Source organism: Bacillota bacterium (assembly GCA_030705925.1).
GTDB lineage: Bacteria > Bacillota > Clostridia > Oscillospirales > Feifaniaceae > JAUZPM01.
Genome location: JAUZPM010000024.1, coordinates 1 through 19584 on the forward strand (window position 1 = coordinate 1; position 19584 = coordinate 19584).

Annotated in this window: 11 protein-coding genes and 1 pseudogene; 4 read left to right on the forward strand and 8 right to left on the reverse strand. The window is 40.2% G+C overall.

What is annotated here, in order from left to right:
• Positions 1 to 470 (forward strand): GNAT family N-acetyltransferase (locus Q8865_05260; protein MDP4152838.1); only part of this gene is annotated, 470 nt, incomplete at its 5' end.
• A gap of 1 nt (position 471) precedes the next feature.
• Here the strand turns inward: Q8865_05260 and Q8865_05265 are convergent.
• The 6 genes and pseudogenes from Q8865_05265 to cysK form a co-directional block, all read right to left on the reverse strand.
• Positions 472 to 1322 (reverse strand): annotated as a pseudogene (locus Q8865_05265) (pyridoxamine kinase).
• A complete protein-coding gene (locus Q8865_05270) occupies positions 1322 to 1744 on the reverse strand; it encodes an Rrf2 family transcriptional regulator (protein ID MDP4152839.1) in 423 nt (140 codons plus the stop codon). Before Q8865_05270 ends, Q8865_05265 begins: the two are co-directional and overlap by 1 nt.
• A 31-nt stretch (positions 1745 to 1775) precedes the next feature.
• The gene (locus Q8865_05275; GenBank protein MDP4152840.1) at positions 1776 to 2765 is read right to left on the reverse strand and encodes a P1 family peptidase; all 990 of its coding nucleotides are present in this window, start codon (positions 2763 to 2765) and stop codon (positions 1776 to 1778) included.
• Between the two features lie 10 nt (positions 2766 to 2775).
• Positions 2776 to 3315 carry a bifunctional phosphopantothenoylcysteine decarboxylase/phosphopantothenate--cysteine ligase CoaBC gene (coaBC, locus tag Q8865_05280; protein ID MDP4152841.1) on the reverse strand — a complete coding sequence of 180 codons (540 nt, stop codon included), beginning with the start codon at positions 3313 to 3315 and terminating at the stop codon, positions 2776 to 2778.
• Complete coding sequence (locus tag Q8865_05285) at positions 3269 to 4096, reverse strand: phosphopantothenoylcysteine decarboxylase (protein ID MDP4152842.1); 828 nt, start codon at positions 4094 to 4096, stop codon at positions 3269 to 3271. The genes coaBC and Q8865_05285 overlap by 47 nt, the downstream gene beginning before the upstream one ends.
• An 87-nt stretch (positions 4097 to 4183) precedes the next feature.
• A complete protein-coding gene (cysK, locus tag Q8865_05290; protein ID MDP4152843.1) occupies positions 4184 to 5116 on the reverse strand; it encodes a cysteine synthase A in 933 nt (310 codons plus the stop codon).
• 229 nt (positions 5117 to 5345) lie between these two features.
• Here cysK and Q8865_05295 point away from each other — a divergent pair, with 229 nt between their 5' ends.
• Positions 5346 to 5876: a DUF5662 family protein gene (locus Q8865_05295; protein MDP4152844.1), complete on the forward strand. Its 531-nt coding sequence runs from the start codon at positions 5346 to 5348 to the stop codon at positions 5874 to 5876.
• An 87-nt stretch (positions 5877 to 5963) separates the two neighbouring features.
• On the opposite strand, the gene Q8865_05300 is transcribed toward Q8865_05295, so the two are convergent.
• Complete coding sequence (locus Q8865_05300) at positions 5964 to 8819, reverse strand: winged helix-turn-helix domain-containing protein (GenBank protein ID MDP4152845.1); 2856 nt, start codon at positions 8817 to 8819, stop codon at positions 5964 to 5966.
• A gap of 170 nt (positions 8820 to 8989) precedes the next feature.
• Between Q8865_05300 and Q8865_05305 the strand changes: the two genes are divergently transcribed.
• Positions 8990 to 9235 carry a hypothetical protein gene (locus Q8865_05305; protein ID MDP4152846.1) on the forward strand — a complete coding sequence of 82 codons (246 nt, stop codon included), beginning with the start codon at positions 8990 to 8992 and terminating at the stop codon, positions 9233 to 9235.
• A 12-nt stretch (positions 9236 to 9247) separates the two neighbouring features.
• Positions 9248 to 18169: an S-layer homology domain-containing protein gene (locus tag Q8865_05310; GenBank protein MDP4152847.1), complete on the forward strand. Its 8922-nt coding sequence runs from the start codon at positions 9248 to 9250 to the stop codon at positions 18167 to 18169.
• A gap of 83 nt (positions 18170 to 18252) precedes the next feature.
• On the opposite strand, the gene Q8865_05315 is transcribed toward Q8865_05310, so the two are convergent.
• Positions 18253 to 19437 carry a nucleotide sugar dehydrogenase gene (locus Q8865_05315; GenBank protein ID MDP4152848.1) on the reverse strand — a complete coding sequence of 395 codons (1185 nt, stop codon included), beginning with the start codon at positions 19435 to 19437 and terminating at the stop codon, positions 18253 to 18255.
• Between the last annotated feature and the right edge of the window lie 147 nt (positions 19438 to 19584).

A 19584-nucleotide genomic window follows, 5' to 3' on the forward strand; every position in this document is an offset into this window, starting at 1 on the left:
ATTTTTTAATAAGATTTGCGGATGAAAATGATGCTTCTCAGATTCTAAGTTTTATTAAAGAACTTGCCTCTTACGAAAAAATGCTAGACCAGGTCGTTGCGACAGAAGAGGATCTTTATAAATCTTTGTTCGTGAAAAATCAGGCTAAAGTCATAATAGGCGAATATAAGGGAGAGCCCGCATCATTTGCCCTGTTTTTTTATAACTATTCCACTTTTCTGGGTAAAGCGAATCTATATCTTGAAGATTTATTTGTAAAAGAAGCATTTCGCAGTAAAGGTATCGGCCAAGCAATGCTCAAGATTCTTGCCAAAATCGCTGTTGATGAGGGATGTGGGCGAGTTGACTGGTGGTGCCTAACCTGGAACGATCCTGCAATTGGTTTCTATAAGAAAATTGGCGCTGTGCCGATGTCGGACTGGACTGTTTTTAGACTTCAAGAAAATGCTCTTAAAGATCTGGCAAAGTAATCTATTTCAGCCCAAGTGATTTTGCAAACGAAGGCAATCCTTCTTCAAAGTTAACGCCAAAGCGCACGTCTGTTCCGGCGTTCTTTGTCCTCTCAATACTTCCGACTGTTAAATCAACCGCAATTTTAGATGCTTTTTCAATATCAAATCCTTTTAATAGCGCAGACGTAAGGGCGCTAGCAAAGATGTCACCGGTTCCATGGTAATAGCCTTCAACACGGTCAGACAATGTATAATAAATATTGCCGGTTTTTCTGTCATATGCTGCGGCTCCCAGCTGTTTATTATCGAAATAAACGCCTGTCAGGACAACTTTTCCGGGCCAAGCTCGCCAAGTTTCTTGAGCATATCCTCTATATATGTTTTTGTATAGGGGCCTTCTTTATAAGGCTCTTTAATTAAAAGGGCTGCCTCTGTTATGTTTGGAACGATAACATCAGCCTTTTCACAAAGCCTTCTCATGCCGTCAGGAAAATTTTCAGGGAAGATTTTATAAAGAACTCCATTGTCAGCCATTACAGGGTCGACTATAATGAGATTTTCATTCGTTTTGAATTTATCAAATACCTGTGAAACAATGTCAATCTGATGGAATGACCCTAAAAATCCGGAATAGAAGGCGTCAAAGCTTAAATCCAACGATTTCCAATGATTCGCTATAGGAATAATGTCTTCAGTGAGATCACGATAGGTGAACCCTGTAAAACCGCCTGTATGTGTTGAAAGAACAGCAGTCGGAATAACGCTGACCTCTATGCCTGCAGCTGATATTATAGGTAAAGCAACGGTAAGCGAGCACTTGCCGAAGCACGATATATCATGTATTGCCATTACTCTTTTTTGATTTGCCATTAATTTATCTCCTTATTTTTTTGTTTTTGAACAAGCTCTTCGAGTGTTATATTATCTACAACACCACTGATTGCCTCATATAATTTCTCCCAGACTTCAAGGGTAACGCAGCTATCGCAGCGTTTGCACTCGTTGGGATGATCTTCCATACAGGCGACAGGCACAAGATTGCCTTCTGTAAGTCTTAGTATTTCACCAACAGTATAATCTTTTGCGGGCTTGGATAATTTATATCCCCCCTGAGAGCCGCGCGTGCTTTTGACAAATCCGGCTCTGCTTAAAACAGTAATAATCTGTTCCAAGTATTTATCTGAAATTTCCTGTCTTGCTGAAATACTCTTAATTGTGGTATATTCACCTGAATTCATAGCAAGATCAAGCATCAGCCTGAGTGCATATCTCCCTTTAGTTGATATCTTCATAATATACTCCAATTGCAACATATTAGCCGTTTCAGCGGCAATTCTGTAAACTGGTATTTTTATTTAAATCCTTAAATGATATGTATCCTCCAAGTGAGTCAGCATTCATAACTGCCCGCCGTATCGCCTCTTCAACAGATTTTGCTGCAAGTATCGCCGCCGCATCGAAGTTTGCCTTAACAGCACCAGTACACATAGTAAAGATAGTGTCTCCATCGTACATGGAGTGAGCAGGTCTGACTGCCCGTGCTATGCCGTCATGACATACCGACGCAAGTTTGGTTGCTTGATCCTTATTAAAATCAGCGTTGCTGAAAACACAACCGATAATAGTATTTCCACTGAATATATCTGACATGTCGAGATAGCTAGATAAGATTATATCTTCTGAACATGCGAATGTTTTTTTATCCTTGTTAAGCGCACCGGCTATTATTCTTCCGCTATTACTGTCAACAATATCACCTACGCAATTTACTGCAACGACTGCGCCTACAATCAAGTCTCCATTTTTATAGACTATGCTGCCTATTCCGCCTTTCATCGCATATTGAGTGCCGTTTGAAGTCCCTATTATCGCACCTGTCCCGGCACCAACACTTCCTTCTGCCGGAATCTTTGAGAAGGCGTTGACGCATGCATTGTACCCCATCTCCGCATCGGGGCGTATAACACTGCTGCCACATTTCAAATCAAATAAGATCGCTCCGCAGACATTTGGAATACACGTTACGCCAACATCTCTGCCGATATTATGATCTTCAAGAAACTTCATAACCCCTCCGGCTGCATCAAGTCCGAAAGAACTGCCGCCGGAAAGAAAAACTGCGTGAATTTCTTTTCTGTTGTTTACAGGATTAAGCGCGTCAGTATCCCTGGTTCCGGGAGAACCGCCCCGTACATCCACGCCGCCAACGGCCCCTTTTTCACAGATAATGACTGTGCAGCCTGTAGCCGCTTTTAAATTTTCCGCATGTCCTATCTTTATTCCTGGCATGTCCGTTATAGCTATTGATTCCATTATTTAACCCTTAATTATCTAAAGCATGTTCAATGGTGTATATAATCCTGTCGACGTCGGCAAGTGCACCTTTTCCAAGATCGCCGCATGCAAGTACACTTTCTTTTGGTTCTATAAATATATACCCTAAGTTTTTAAGTTTTTCTATATTTCCCTGAACAATGCAGTTTTCATACATATTAGTATTCATTGCCGGACAAATGTAGATTGGGATATCCTTGACGGCGAGTAATGTGGTAGTAAGCATATCATCTGCAATTCCGTTTGCTAGTTTCCCGATTATATTAGCCGTTGCAGGTGCAATTATGCAAAGATCTGCCTTTTTCGCAAGAGATATATGTCTTACATCCTCTGTATAGATTTCATCGAACATATCAGAGTATACACGATTTTTTGTAAGGCTCTGCAAAGTCAGTGGAGCAATAAACTTTACGGCATTTCTAGTCATTATTACATCAACGTTGTAGCCTCTTTTTGACAGCATATTGGCTATGTCCGCTGACTTATATGCCGCAATACTGCCCGTTACCCCTAGTAGAATATTTTTCATCGGTGTCACGTTCCTTGTTAAGTATTTCTATTACTGCTGACACTATTTCAGCAGCAATCTTTGATTTACCTGTTATTTTTTTATATGTACCTTCAGATTTTATAAGATATCCTGAATGATTTTCCGGATTTACATCCTTTAAATCATTAGCAAATACCAAATCACATTTATTCTTTTCCATTATACTATATCCTGTTTTTAGAAGAACATCAACTGGAACATTGTTTAAAAGTTTGAAACCGACTAATATTGTGTTCGGCTGCATCTGCTTTATCAGGCCAATAATTTTAGGTGTTTTTTTCATTATAACAACTAAATCACCTATGTCTGAGCTTATTTTTCCGCTGACAGATATATTGGGCTCGCTTTTAAAACCAGAAAAAATCAGTTCTGAAATATCTTGCTTAGTGCATTTTTTAAAGTCGATACTTTGAAGACTTTCATTAACTGATTTAAATATATTGTCATAAGATGTAACTGCACTTACCGCATAGTCACTGACAGCCATACTGTGAACTACAGCATCTATTTTGTATTTTGACATAATATCTTTTAATTCAGTCTCCAGATCACTTACACTGGCAACCCGCCGTATTGTGATTTTATCGTTTTGGGGAATCGCAGCGTTCTTACCGCAAACATAAAATACTTTATCAGTTATGCCTGTGGCAATAAAGGCTTCTGCAATTTTGGTTCCAAGTAGGCCGGTCGAATTATTTGAAATAAACCTTACTTCATCTATTTTTTCAATTGTTCCGCCGGCTGTTATTAGTATGTTCACCCTGGTTCACATCCTGATTTTGTATCTATTAAATACAAACAGATAAGGGTAAAATATTACCCTTATCTATTAATATCAAATATTATTTTACTCTATAAACATTGGTGTTGACAAGTATCTCTCGCCAGTATCAGGCAAAATTACTACAATTGTCTTTCCTTTGTTTTCGGGCCTTTTAGCTATTTCAGTTGCTGCCCAAAGTGCGGCGCCCGATGAAATGCCTATAAGCAAACCTTCGGATTTTGAAAGCTCTCTTCCTGATTTAAAGGCATCTTCATTTTTAACAGGAATGATTTCATCATATATAGATGTATCAAGAACTTTAGGAACAAACCCTGCTCCAATCCCCTGAATTTTATGAGGACCGGCTTTACCCTGAGATAAAACGGGTGAATCAAATGGTTCTACCGCGATAACCTTTATATTTGGGTTTTTAGATTTCAAATAATCTCCGGCTCCTGTAATAGTGCCGCCAGTTCCAATGCCGGCAACCAGAAAATCAACTTTTCCGTCTGTATCATCCCATATTTCGGGTCCGGTCGTTGCCTTATGGATAGCGGGATTAGCGGGATTTACAAATTGCCCAGGTATAAAGGAATTCGGTATTTCTTTTGCAAGCTCATCAGCTTTTTCAATTGCACCCTTCATTCCCTTAGCGCCTTCTGTTAAAACCAGTTCCGCGCCATAAGCTTTTAAAAGGTTTCTACGTTCAACGCTCATCGTCTCAGGCATTGTAAGGATTATTCGATAGCCCCTTGCAGCTGCTACAGACGCAAGCCCTATGCCGGTATTGCCGCTTGTCGGCTCAATTATAACCGACCCTGCCTTTAAAATCCCCTTTGCTTCTGCATCATCCAGCATTGCCTTTGCAACTCTGTCTTTAACACTGCCTGCAGGATTGAAATATTCGAGTTTTGCCGCTATTAAAGCTTTTAAATCATGCTTTTTTTCATAGTTTGAAAGCTCAAGAAGTGGCGTTTTCCCAATAAGATCAGTTAAGCTTTTATAAATCTTTGACATAATATAACCTCCAAAATATTATTACAATTCATATATGATTAATATGTTATTATAATATACCTCAGACAAGACATTTGTCAATAGAAAATAAAAAATTTTTTTAATTAATTGGAGTCCTAATTATATACGGACCATGGGAAGTTTCATTTTTGCATAATTTTCTATTGCTTTTATTTAATAAAAGGAATTAAAATAGTTTAGATTACATATATATAGGGGCATTTGAAAAATGAAATGGTTATCACATTTAAAAACAATAAATCACCATAAAAAACTTGTTAGACAAAATTGTTTCCGTGTAGGGCTTTACTGGCAGGGGCTAACACACGACTTATCAAAATATAATCCTGTTGAATTTTTAGTTGGAGCGCGTTACTTTCAAGGTAATCAAAGCCCTAACAATATAGAGCGAAAGGTAAGAGGCTACAGCAGTGCATGGCTGCATCATAAAGGACGCAATAAGCACCACCTGGAGTATTGGATCGACTATACTCAGGGAGAAACGTCCGGAATGGCAGGTATGAAGATGCCCGTAAAGTATGTTGTTGAAATGTTCTGCGACCGGGTTGCTGCAAGCAAGACATATCGGAAAGAACTATATAAAGACAGCGATCCTTATGATTACTACGATAGATCAAGAGATCATTATATGCTCCATCCAGAAACACGCAAACTTCTTGAACAAATGTTATTCATGCTTAAGGAAAAGGGCGAAGACGAAACATTTTTATTTATTAGAAAAAAGATTTTAAAGAAATAAATATATAATTTTTGTATAAGCCTCAGAAAATGCAACTCTGAGGCTTTCTATGTTAAAAGGGGATAAAATTGTACTTAAATTTTGAGGCTAATTTTTTTTGGACAAAGCATTTAATTCATCGACTATCTTTTTATATTTTATTCTTTTTGAATTTGCCCAAAGCGCCTCAAAATCCGAAAGATATTCTCCTGTATATAAACCCATAAGTTCTTCCGGGTGTTTTTTATCTAAGTCTGCTGCTTTATTTTCGAAAATTTCAAAGTCGCACTCAATTTCATCCCTGCAAATGCTGTATCTTTTATCATGGCATATAACTGCATTTTCTATACCAAGACCTGTAAGGTCTTTTTTTATTTGTGCCAGATTTACGCCTATCAATTTTTTAACATTATCCGATTCGGTCTCAGGCCAAACTGCTTCATAAATCTCCTCTTTAGAAACTCCTTGATCGCCAGCTTCAAGGAGATACGCTAACAGTTCTCTTTCCTTTTTTGTTCTCATTTTAAGAGTTCTATCTCGGTGGTTGTAGGATAATACAGAAAATCCGCCAAATGTTTTTATATAAGCTTTTTTTATTTTATATCCTACGAGCTCCATGAGTTTCTTCGTTATATCTGGCACTATGTTGTTTTCATATGCGAACTTTAAAACGGGATCGTAATCTTTTCTTGCATAAAAATATGCATAAATGCCGTTTTCGTCGCAAAGCGTTAAAAACCGCTCTGTATAAAACAAAGCTTCTTTTTTAGTGCCGCTTGAGATATAAAAACGTGCAATTACCCCATATGCAAGCGATGAGTGTAGGTATATTTTTGATTTTTCACCGATTTCTATGCACTGTTTAGAACATTTTACCGCATTTTGATAGTCTGACACCGCAGCAAAGTATCCAAGCAACCTGGCGAGAATGATGCTTTTAAGATAATCACCCGCATCATCTAGCAGCAAAGATATTTTATTTGTAATTTCTTGTTTCGATTCATTAGTAAATATAAGACTGTAAGTAAGCCTAAGCATTTTTGCCCATTGCATTTGGAAATCTGTCTTTCGGAAAAGTGGGGCATATTCGTCGGCTAAAGTAAAATATTTCTTTGTTGTTTCATAAGAACAATTAATACCATTCACAATATTGATCCATGTGTCTTGATAGTGTATCTCAGCCGCAAACAGATAGCCAAACCACATTTCTTCGTACTTTCCTGTACTTCTCATTTTTTGAAGCTCGCTGTTTAAAACTGTCATGCACTCGCTTCTATTTCCCAGCATCTGATATGCCTTTGCCGCGAAGATGCCCGTGTTGTGCATGTCCAGATACTCCAATTCTGAGTTTGAGAGTTCGAGAGACTTTTCGTAATAATACACTGTTTTTTTCATATTTCCGCAGAAAAAATAGATTGCACTCAAATATCTTTCAAACCACGCCTTTACTTTGAGATTACCTTCTCTTGAGCATGCTTCAATCATTCCAAAACATAGTTTTAAAGCATCTGTTATTTTAGAATCCCAGCATAGGTTGTATAATTTTTCAATGATTATGGCATAGCCTGATTCTGATGCAAGATTATCAGCTTCAGAGATTAATTTATCTAGCACTTTGTTTGATTCTTCTATAGAGACGTAATTGCGAAGCACCCTAGCTTTGTGAATCAACGCTTCTGTTAATTGTTCTTTATTAGAAATTATCTGAGGAATTGCCTTATCGAGGCATTCTTTTGCACCGGTGAAATTTCCAATACAGGATAAAAAAATGCCCTTGGAAACAAGTATTTCGGGCCCCAGCCCAGATATATCTTCTCCTAAAGCATTAAACCAAAGTCGAAGCTCTCCGAAATCACCGCTTTTTATCAAACTTTTATAACTTAGCAAAATTACTTCTTCAAGCAATTTTTTGTCGTCTAGTTGAATAGCGTATCCTGCTGCTTTTGAATAATCTTTCTTTTCACAATAAAATTTAACTGCCTTTTGCAGAAGGCTGTCATAGAGCTTAGAATCACCTTTTTCAAGCAAGCCATCCCTAAATAGCGCATGATAACGATAATGTCCGCTGTCAGTTTTTATTGTAAACATATTACGCGATACAAGGCTGTCTAGCATTAGCCTTGAATTTTTTATATTCAAGACAGCATCCAGCATTTGAGCATCCAATTCTTCGAAGCAGGCGGAAACTTTCAGAAACTCAACTACTTCCGAAGGCAGATGACCGATGCATTCATAAAAAAGATAAGAATATATAGTTTTTTTAGCGATCTCAAGGACATGATCAGAAGATACCCCGTTTTCTAGTAATATTCTTAGGGAACCGACAGCAAGCGGCCATCCTTCTGTTATTGCATATATTTCTTGATCTTTATAACCTAAGATTTTGAATGTTTCTTCTTCTGTAAACGCAATCTCATTTTGATTGAGCTTTAGTAAGTTTCCTTTTAAATAAAAAGGCAAAAGCTCCTTATGCAGAGATTCTCTGCTTCCTATAAAAACATGTATGTTATTAGGGGCATATTTCATAAAGCAGGCAATAAACTCATATATCTGATAGCTTTTAACAGTATGAAGATCATCTAAAATCAGCGTAAAGTTTTCCGGAAGTTTTTCCATACTGCAAATTACAGCGTTTGCAAGGAGAGTTGTAAAATTATTTTTATTTATAAAGGGCAGATATTCTGATACCGCAAAATCATAATTTGGGAAAGTAATCCTTATTGCCTTGCTTAAACCATCTACGAAAGTTAAGATATCACTTTCGCCTGCAAGGGAAAACCATACAGCTTTCGTTGAAAAGTTCGCGATCTGTGATAAAAAAGTGGTTTTTCCATATCCTGCTCCGGCTTGGATATGCACGAATTTTATCTGAGCGTTTAGGACAGTATCTATAAGATTCTGACGGATAATTTCGCCAGCAGCAGTCTTTGGCACCGTTAGCCTAACGCTTGATATACTATTCAATTATTTCTGCCTCCCTACGATGCTTTATATATGTAATATCGTAAATTTACAATATATTTAAATAAAAATATAGAAAAAAAGTCGAAATTTCTGTATTTTGTTAGCGGTTTTGTTAGCTAGTAATGTTTTAAAATAATTATGAGTAAATCTAAAAAGTCGGGGGTGTAAGTTTGGATGATATAAATAAAAAGTGCCCTTCAGAAATTGATGAAAACATTGATGCAGATTGTTTTGTTACTGAAGGCCAATTTCCTTGTTTGGGAAGATGTTTAAGTTTCGATTGTTCAACTGCAAGTAAAAATATTTGCTCATATTGTGAGGTGTGGACATCACTCCCTAATGGTGCAAATCTTGAAGTTGCTACAATAGTTGAATGCAGAAAGTTTGGATATGGAAAAAGGATAAGAAAAGATTAAGGGGGAAACAAAATGAAGAAATTAAAAAGATCTCTGAGCATACTGCTAAGCTGCGTTTTAATGCTTACTTACATTATGCCGCCGGCGGTTTATGCAGCTGACAGTGACAGCGTTGACGGTACAACCGCAGACTATGCATGGTTTGGTGACGGCTCTGCCTCAACATTTGAAATCAGTTCAGCCTCAGATCTTGTCGGATTCGCTAATATCGTAAATGGCTGTGACAATCAAACGCCTTATAATTTCAGCGAAAAAACAATAATATTAACTGCTGATATTGATTTGGGTCAAAAGGCTTGGGCTCCGATTGGTGCAGAGACAGAAGCTACAAATCCACAGTTTTGCGGCATATTCAACGGAAACTTTCATACAATTTCCGGGCTTGCGACTTCTGACGGATCATGTATTGCTACAGATATGAATGGATTATTCGGCTATAACGCAGGAATCATAGAAAACCTAAAGGTTACTGGAAATGTTGCAGTTACATCATCTACACTGCTTACAGGGGGAATAGCGGCCTTTAACGTGGGAACAGTCATAAATTGTTGTTCCAATATACAATTTTCGCTTAATAACATAAATTACGATGGTAATACTTTAGGTGGCCTAGTAGGAATTAATTGTAAAACAATTGCAAACTGCAGGGCTGCCGGCAATGTGCAAAATAGCACTGCCAGTGATTTATCGAACCTGCAATTCGGAGGGATTTCCTGTTATAGTGAAGGAAATATAATTAACTGCATCAATACGATTGATGTATCTGATATAACAAGTGTGCCATTAGATGGCGCAGTGAGTTACGCTGAAGGCAGCGACCAAACAGTATTACTTAAAAATATTTATGGACCTGACACTATAAGCAGCTGGTCTGCACAAACAGGAGACAATGTCGAGGTTTACAATGTAAAGGGTCTTCCCGACTCAGTGCTTAAGGGCGGCACTTGTACAGGCGGTCTTTCATTCAGTACGAATTCTTCAAACAGTATGATAATAGATGAAAATACATCAGACGCTATTATTAAAGCTCTTAATTATGGTCGGACAGCAATAGATGGATTGCCGGACGGGGTTTCAGCAAAAGACTGGACATATGATACAGATGGTTATCCTACGATAAATTTTACACCGGCTGATAACGGAGCACCGCTACTTTCAGATGTAACAACCGCGGTAAGCTTGGGCGGGAACATTAACGTTAAATGCAATAAAGACGCAGAACTTTATCTTGTTCCAAAACCAGCTGCTGATTATACTTTGAAATCTGAACTTGATGCGGCGGTTGCCCAAGGGAAAACAGAGGCATGCTCAACAGAAATATTGACCCCGATCGGGACTGCGGGATTAGAGCCGGGGCTTTACCAAATCTATGCCGTTGACAGCCTTGGCCAGTTATCCTTGCCGTCGCATAGCATTAATATTTTGATGCCGGCAGACTACTCATGGTATGGAAATGGTTCTGCAAGTACATTTTATATAAGCACAGCAGCACAGCTTAGAGGTCTGGCTAACATAACAAACGGTCAAGACGGGCAAACGCAATATGGTTTTGCCGGAAAGACTATTGAACTTACCAATGATATTGATTTAGGCTCAAAGGAATGGACTCCTATCGGTTTGGATTACTTCGGCGGCATATTCAACGGGAATTATCACACGATTTCGAATTTATCTTCGACAACAGCGGCGTCCATGGCAGGGCTTATAGGTTATACCGAAACTATGGTCGAAAATCTTAGAGTTACCGGTAACATAACGCTTTCGGGAAATGAATTTTACGCAGGCGGAATCGTGGCAATGACTTATGGCGAGCTAATAAACTGCAGTGCCGATATGAATATTACAGTTGCCAGTTGTCCCGACAATGCATACGTCGGCAGTTTAGCGGGCTACTGTAGTTCTCTTTTAAATTGTGCTGCTAATGGAACTATCTCGGCAGACAATTCAGTAGATTCAGCAAATTTATATGCTGGCGGACTTACCGGAGGAATCAGATATGGAGGAATAGTCAATTGCTGCTCGTCTGTGGCAGTTCCGACTTTTACAGGAAGCGCAAAAATAGGAGATATTGCAGGCGCTTGCGCTCATGCTACTTTAAATAATATTTTCTGGGCTGGAAGCAAACATGCTATTTACGGCTCTGACGGCGGTTCAAACGCTCAAACAAACTGCGAGGAAATTTCAGACGCAGTTCTCAAAGGCAGCGCTTGCAATACTGATTTAACTTACAGTAATGATTATTCTGACAATGAAAATATACCTGCAAGCAGCACAGACGCTGTAATAAAAGCTTTAAACAGCGGACGTGCAGCAATTACCGCGCTTCCCAACGGGGTAACGGCAAAAAACTGGTCATACGGATCAAATGGCTATCCCGTTCCCGATTTTCTAGGGCAGGATACCTCTATTCCACTCATTTCACACATCTCTACGTCCGTAATCAAAGGCGGAGCTGTGACTGGAATGAGCAGTAAGAACGGAACACTCTATCTTGTTCCTAAGCCCGAGACAAATTATACTCAAAAATCAGAACTAATTGCCTCATTAGCAAACGGCGGCAAATCAACAGTTTGTGCGGCAGGCATCGTTCGTTCTTTTGATACTGCCAGTCTTGCTGATGGTACATATCAGATTTATGCTGTTGATGATCTGGGTCAGGTATCGTCGCCTTCACCGGATATCACCGTGTACGAGCCCGATGCAAGTACAGACGTATGGGACGGGACCAGCGCATCCTATAGCTGGTATGGCAACGGTTCACAAAGTACGTTTTATATCAGCACCGGCGCTGACCTTAAGGGCTTTGCAAATTTAATTAACGGAACAGACGGAAAAACTGCAACCGGTATGTCTGGTAAAACCATAGTACTAACCCGTAATATTGATCTTGGCGGACACGAGTGGGAACCGATCGGCGGAAATATCGGATATCAGTGGTTTTCAGGCTGTTTTGACGGAAAAAACCATACTATTTCGAATCTATGCATAACAGCGCAAAAAAGGAATATCGGGTTGTTCGGCGTGTTGGATTCAAAGGCGTTCAAAAACCTTAATGTCACAGGAAATATTACTGTGACGTTGAAGAATGGAATGTCAAGCTATGCACAGGAAGGCATTTTTGCCGGCGGTATAATCGGATACAGCTATACAGGCCCTATTATGAACTGCTCGTCAAACGTAAATCTAAACGTAACGGTTGAAGACTCAAACAATACCCTGTGTTCCTTCGCTATAGGAGGCATCATAGGTTCTATATCTCCTGGCAATAATGAAGGTGCCGGCGTGTTTAACTGCTTCAGCCGGGGAAGCATCTCGATAAAAGGCAATAACTCATATGGTTACGGACATATATTTGGAGGCGGAATAGCCGGAGCAATTCGTGACGGCAGTAATCTGGCAAACTGCTACTCTACGGCTTCCCTTTCCTCATCAGGAAATACTTCAGCTACTTTCTTAGGCACCATTATTGGCGGAAAGGCCGATGGCAGCACGGCAGAGAATTATTACTGGAATACAGACAATACGTCTTTACCGGGCATAGGCAAGGGAATAGATTTCGAAGGCAAAGAAAAAACGCTCGTCAATACATCCACAAGTTTTGCAGGACTATCAAATCAGGTTCTCCAGGGTGGGGCGTCGACCATTCCGTATAATAACGGCTCTGAAAATACAACAGCTGCCAATATTCTCGATGCACTTAACGACGGAAGAAGCGTTATTCCAAGTACATTTTCTATTGCGAAGGCAAAAGGTTGGAATTACGAGTCCGGAGTAAACGATGGCCTGCCGGTATGGGAAGACTCTTATGCCACGACAAACTCTTTTTCTCCTGCTAACGGAGCAACTGCAGTTCCTAACGACACGCAGCTTAACCTGACGTTCAGCGAACCAGTCACCGGTATATCTGGAAAATACATCTTTGTGATGAATGCGGCTAATGACACAATAGCCTGCAAGGTTGGCGCAGATAGTTCAATTTCTTCAGGGAATACAGTAACCGTTACCCTGCCGCAAAAACTTGCATATAACACTTCTTATTATATAATCGTGGATTCGGGCGCATTCGAAAACGCCTCTGGAAACGGCTGTGATGCAATTGATAGCAGCACAACTTGGGCTTTTACGACGGATATGGCGCCAAATTCAGCACCGACTGCATCGCAGGTTACTATTGCCGGTACATGCACAGTGGGCCAGACTTTGACAGGACAATATAAGTATTCTGACGCAGAAAACGATCCGCAAGGTACAAGCACCTTTAAGTGGTACCGCTCGGATGACGCGCAGGGCTTAAATAAACAAGAGATTACCGATGCATATGATAGCACGTACACACTTGCCCCGGCAGATTTTGGGAAGTTTATCAGCTTTGAGGTCACGCCTGTTGCATCAGCAGGTAATACAACCGGTGCAGCAGTGGAAAGTGAATTTACCTCTGCAGTTGCAGTCAGCGATGTAAGTTTAGCGGCAACAACACTCGCAAATGCAACGTATAATGCAAATTACAGTACAGTTACTCTAAATCCTGCAGTGGGCGGATCCGGTTCGTATACATATTTGATTACTGGGACATTACCTGCCGGTATGTCATTCGACAGCGCAGACCATAGTATCAGTGGAACACCAACTCAGGCCGGAACATATAACTTTACGATCAGGGCAGCTGATACTTTGGATACTTCAAAATATGCAGAGACTACCTTAACGCTTGTCGTAAACAAGGCAACTCCAACAGTCTCAGCATGGCCGACTGTATCAGATATAACTTATGGTCAGATATTTGGCAATGCAATTGACATATCTAAAGCAAATGCAAGTATTTCCGGTACATTCAGTGTGGAGGATGAAACAATTGTCCCGAACGCATCTTCAACGCCATATACCAAGAACTTAATATTTACTCCAACGGATACAGATAATTATGAAGCCGTTACGTTCCCGGCAACTATTACAGTTAATAAGGCAACTCCAACAGTCTCAGCATGGCCAACTGTATCAGCGGTAGCCTATGGCCAAACCTTTGGAAACGCTATCGATTCTTCTAAAGCTTCAGCAAGTGTTTCCGGCACATTCAGCATTGAGGATGCAGGCAAAACGCCTGATGCCTCTGCAACGCCATATACTAAAAACTTAATATTCACGCCATCTGATACAACAAATTATAATGTTGTATCTAATCCTACATCAGTTACCGTTAATAAAGCTACTCCAATAGTCTCAGCATGGCCGACTGTATCAGATATAACTTATGGTCAGATATTCGGCAATGCAATTGACGTATCAAAAGCAGAGACAACGGTAGCAGGCACCTTCAGCATACAAGACTCAAGCAATAAGCCTGATGCATCGGCAACTCCGTATAGCAAAAATCTTGTTTTCACACCTGATGATTTGGCAAACTATAACATTGCAACAATTCCCGCCGAGGTGACAGTGAATAAAGCAAATGCAGCTATATCGGACATCGTATGTGACAATAAGACATATGACGGTTCTGCCTTGGCACCAACTACAGAAGTTACAGAAGGGTCAGGCAGCATAGCTTATTCCTATACTGGCGAGGGGATTACAGGTAGCACCACACAGGCGCCATGCAACGCCGGGACATATACTGTTACCGCAACTCTTTCGGCAACCACGAATTATAATGAGGCTGTTAAGACTAAAACAGTTACAATTTCTAAAGCAGCCCAATCAGACTTGCTCATTATTAATAAACCGGAAACTACGGTTTACGGAGACACCTTTACGCTTGCAACTTCGGGAGGCAGCGGTGCGGGAGATATATCATGGCTTGCTGTTGGCGGAGCTGTGATTACTCAAAGCGGAACAGTAAATATTAACGGCATAGGTGACGTTATTATTACTGCAACAAAGGCAGGAGACAATAACTACGATCCAATAGTTGCTACATATACTTTTACACCGGGCAAAGCAACGCCGAACATCGGCAATGTAACCGCAACAAGTATTTATGTTGGCGACAGTCTGCGAGATTCAAATCTTAGCAGGACGGATAACACCATAGCTGGCACGCTTTCCTGGGATAAAAATGATTCTTTCAGTTCCACGACTGCAGGCACAAAAACGGCAACATACAGCTTTACACCATCCGGAGATGACGCAAATAAATATAATTCTATAACTGGCCAAACCGCCAGCGTTGCTGTGAATACAAGAGGTATTTTAAGCGTATCCGCTCCGTCTGCAATCGAAAGCAAGCCTTACGGAACAGCGCAGTCAGACTTAGGTCTTCCGGTAAGCGTTCAAGTTACAGTACAGGGTGTAAGCGGCGAAGTTGTGAGAAACGTTCCTGTAATCTGGTCTGGGTATAAGCCGGATACTTTAAGTACACAGACTCTGACCGGAACAATCGATCTAACCGGAAACAACGAACTCAACAACGACAAAAATTTGACTGTGTCTATTTCCGTTACACTCCAGCCGCTTACAGCAAAAACATTGCAAAATGTTTCTGCTAAAATCAAAGCCGGCTCTACCGACGCGGCGGAATTATTGTCAGCTTTGGTGACGAATCAGTTTGACGAAACAGTTGATGCGGATGCGACAAAAACGTCAGATTGGACATTCCCCTCAGATTATAATACCGCCACATCTTCCGCACAGACTATTACTGTTCGAGTTTACTTTAAACAAGGATATGCGCCTAAATATCAAGACGTTAAAATAAGTTATGATGTTGTCAATCCTGATAAACTTACTTATACAACAGCAGTAATACCGCAAATTAACGCAACCGATGCACAAAATGCATCCCAAAATGATTTGTTGAAATATATAAATGGGTATTCAGCTTTGACTGCAGTATGGCCGGACGATGCGGTTGGAACAACTGCTGCGGCAAATAACGCCCCTGCATATACAGCCCTTCCAACTACGTATGTACAGACCGGCACGAACTATATTTTAAGCCAGAATTACCTGGGAAATATTATTTCACAAAGCGTAACGGTGAGCGAAATTAAAAACAAAGTCCCTGAACTAAATATTAACTATAATAGTGAGACTATTAACACAACATCCATAGTGGCTTACAGTATAGACGGCGGTGATTGGAATCCGTGTGGAGACAACATGCCGATTTCTTCATTGCTTGGCAAAACCATAACCTTTAAGACTATAAAGTCAGGATATATGGTCGATTCAGATGTGACAAGCATTTTAATTCCAGAAAGAGAAGCGGCACCGACAAACTTAAGCGCCGTGATAAACGATAATAAAAATGAAATAAGCATTTCCGGGCTGGAAAACGGAACAGCTTATGAATATAGTCTGGATGGAATAACTTATAAAGAACTTAATTCCGGCAAAATTCCTGTTTCTGATTATCAAAGCCAAATCAATATTCGCAAGAAATATATCGATGGCAAAAGCCTGCATTCAGAGTCTGAATCAGTAGATGTTAAATACATTATTTCCTTTGATTCAAATGGCGGAAGCGCGATTGATCCTATTTACGCTGCATCGGGCACTGTGATTCAAGCGCCGAATAAGCCGAATCTTTCCGGGTTTAGTTTCATCGGCTGGTATAGCTCTAAAGATAGCAGCGGTAAGGCAATTGAATTTCCATACACAATTAATGGAAATGTAACCGTATACGCTAAATGGCAGCAATATATCTCTGGCGGCGGATCAAGTGGCGGAAGCCAAGGCGGCTCAAATTCTAATGACCAAAGCAATACCGGTACGCCGACTGTTGGAACTTCGAGTACAACAACAACTGCAAGCGGTCAGTCGGTTACCACTGTTTCTGTGGACGAAGGCAAACTAGAAAATATCCTTAATGGTAGCGATAATCCATCAGTAATCATTCCGGTAAGCGGAAATGCAGATGTTGTTGTAGGCGAACTAAATGGGCAGATGGTAAAAAATATGGAGCAAAAGGAAAGCGTTCTAGAAATAAAAACCGATTCAGCTTCATATACATTGCCAGCTTCGGAAATTAACATAGATGATGTATCAAAACAGCTTGGATCAGATGTAACATTAAAAGATATTAAAGTGAACGTCAGCATTTCAAAACCAGCTGCGGAAACAGCAACAATAGTAGAACAATCATCAGTAAAAGGTGGATTTTCAGTTGCGGTTCAACCAGTCGACTTTGACATTCAATGTTCAAACGGCGGAAAAACAGTCAACATATCACATTTCAACTCCTATGTTGAAAGAACAATAGCTATTCCAGACGGAGTAGATCCCACAAAAATTACAACTGGCGTTACGTTAAACCCAGACGGGACAATTCGTCATATTCCGACTCAAGTCACAGTAATAGACGGACATTATTACGCAAAGATAAACAGTCTTACAAACAGCACTTACTTCGTGATCTGGAACCCGATTGAATTTTCAGATATGCAGAATCATTGGGCAAAGGATGCGGTAAACGATATGGGTTCAAGGCTTGTTGTAAACGGTGTCGGCAATAAAAATTACGATCCTGACCGCAGCATGACCAGAGCAGAGTTTGCCGCAATAATCGTAAGAGCTTTGGGTCTGCCGCAATTTATGGGTGATAATTCTTTCACTGATGTGGGCAGCTCGGATTGGTTCTGCGGTTATATCGAAACTGCCGAGACTTATGGAATCATTAACGGTTACGGAAATGGGAAATTCGGCCCGAATGATTTGATTACACGTGAACAGGCAATGGCAATGATTGCAAGAGCTATGAAGGTTACCGGGCTAAAACTTGATCTTTCAGACGGCGATGTAAATACTATTCTTTCAAAGTCTTCTGATGGAAAAGATATATCCGATTACGCGAAGGAAAGTGTCGCGGCATGTCTTAAGACAGAAGTTGTGTTCGGTGAAGGAGAAAATTGCTTGATAACACCAAAGAGCAATGTTACGCGTGCTGAAGTTGCAACAATTGTTCAAAGGCTGCTAAAAAAATCTGATTTGATTAATTAGCGCTGACTAAAGTAATAACAAAATGCCGCCACCTCTAGACAGGTGACGGCATTTATATTTAACCCACCGGTTCTCAAATCACTTCAGTCTCTGAAATACAGGTCTCTGGTGTAAACCTTGTCCAGTACATCAGAAATCTCTTCGGTATAGCGGTTTGCCAAAATCACGTCAGAAACTGACTTGAATTCATCCAGCTCCTTAATGACCCGACTGTTAAAAAACAGGTCATCTTTAGTAGTTGGCTCATAGATTACAACCTCAATACCCTTAGCCATAATTCGCTTAATAATACCTTGAATTGAAGATTGGCGGAAGTTATCCGAATTAGCCTTCATTGTTAAGCGGTAGACACCCACAATCCTCGGGTGCCGAGAGATAATCTGGTCAGCAATAAAATCTTTGCGGGTGCTATTGGAATCTACTATTGCGCTGATTAGGTTTTGCGGAACGTCGGCGTAATTTGCACGAAGCTGTTTGGTATCCTTGGGCAGACAATACCCGCCATATCCAAAGGAAGGATTGTTATATTGGTCTCCAATCCGAGGATCAAGGCAGACGCCTTCGATAATGTCTCTTGTATTTAAGCCTTTCAATTCAGCAAAAGTATCCAATTCATTAAAATATGCGACACGCAAAGCCAGATATGTATTTGCAAACAGCTTGATTGCTTCCGCCTCCGCCAGGTCTGGGAACATTGTCGGAATATCTTCCTTGATTGCGCCTTTTATTAAGAGACTTGCAAAGGTTTCGGCGGTTTTCTTTAGTCTCGCATCTCCTGCTGGGCAGCCAACTATTATGCGGCTCGGATAGAGATTATCGTAAAGCGCATGACCCTCACGCAAGAATTCGGGGCTAAATAGAATATTATCGCAGCAAAACTTATGACGAACACGTTTAGTGTATCCGACTAGTACAGTGGACTTAATAACAATAATTGCATTCGGATTGACGCGGATAACCTGCTTAATAACCTGCTCTACTGCGGAAGTGTCGAAAAAATTTTTTTCCGGATCATAATTCGTCGGCACAGCGATGATGACGTATTCAGCATCAATATAAGCGCTGTCACCATCTGTTGTTGCAACAAGGTCAAGTTCCTTAGTTTCAAGATATTCCTGAATGTCAGTGTCTACAATTGGAGACTTCTTTTGATTAATCAGATTAACTTTTTCCGGTATAATATCGACGGCTTTTACCGTGTTATGTTGTGAAAGAAGAACGGAAATAGAAAGACCGACGTAGCCAATTCCTACAACTGCGATTTTCATCTAAAGATTCTCCTTTCTATAGAACCTGTTAAGTACCTATAACAAAATCATACCAGATTTACTCCTAAAAGTGCAATAACTATTAAACTTATTTTATAGCTTCATAATTAAAACATAAAAAATCCATATGCCAGTTCAATTTCTGAC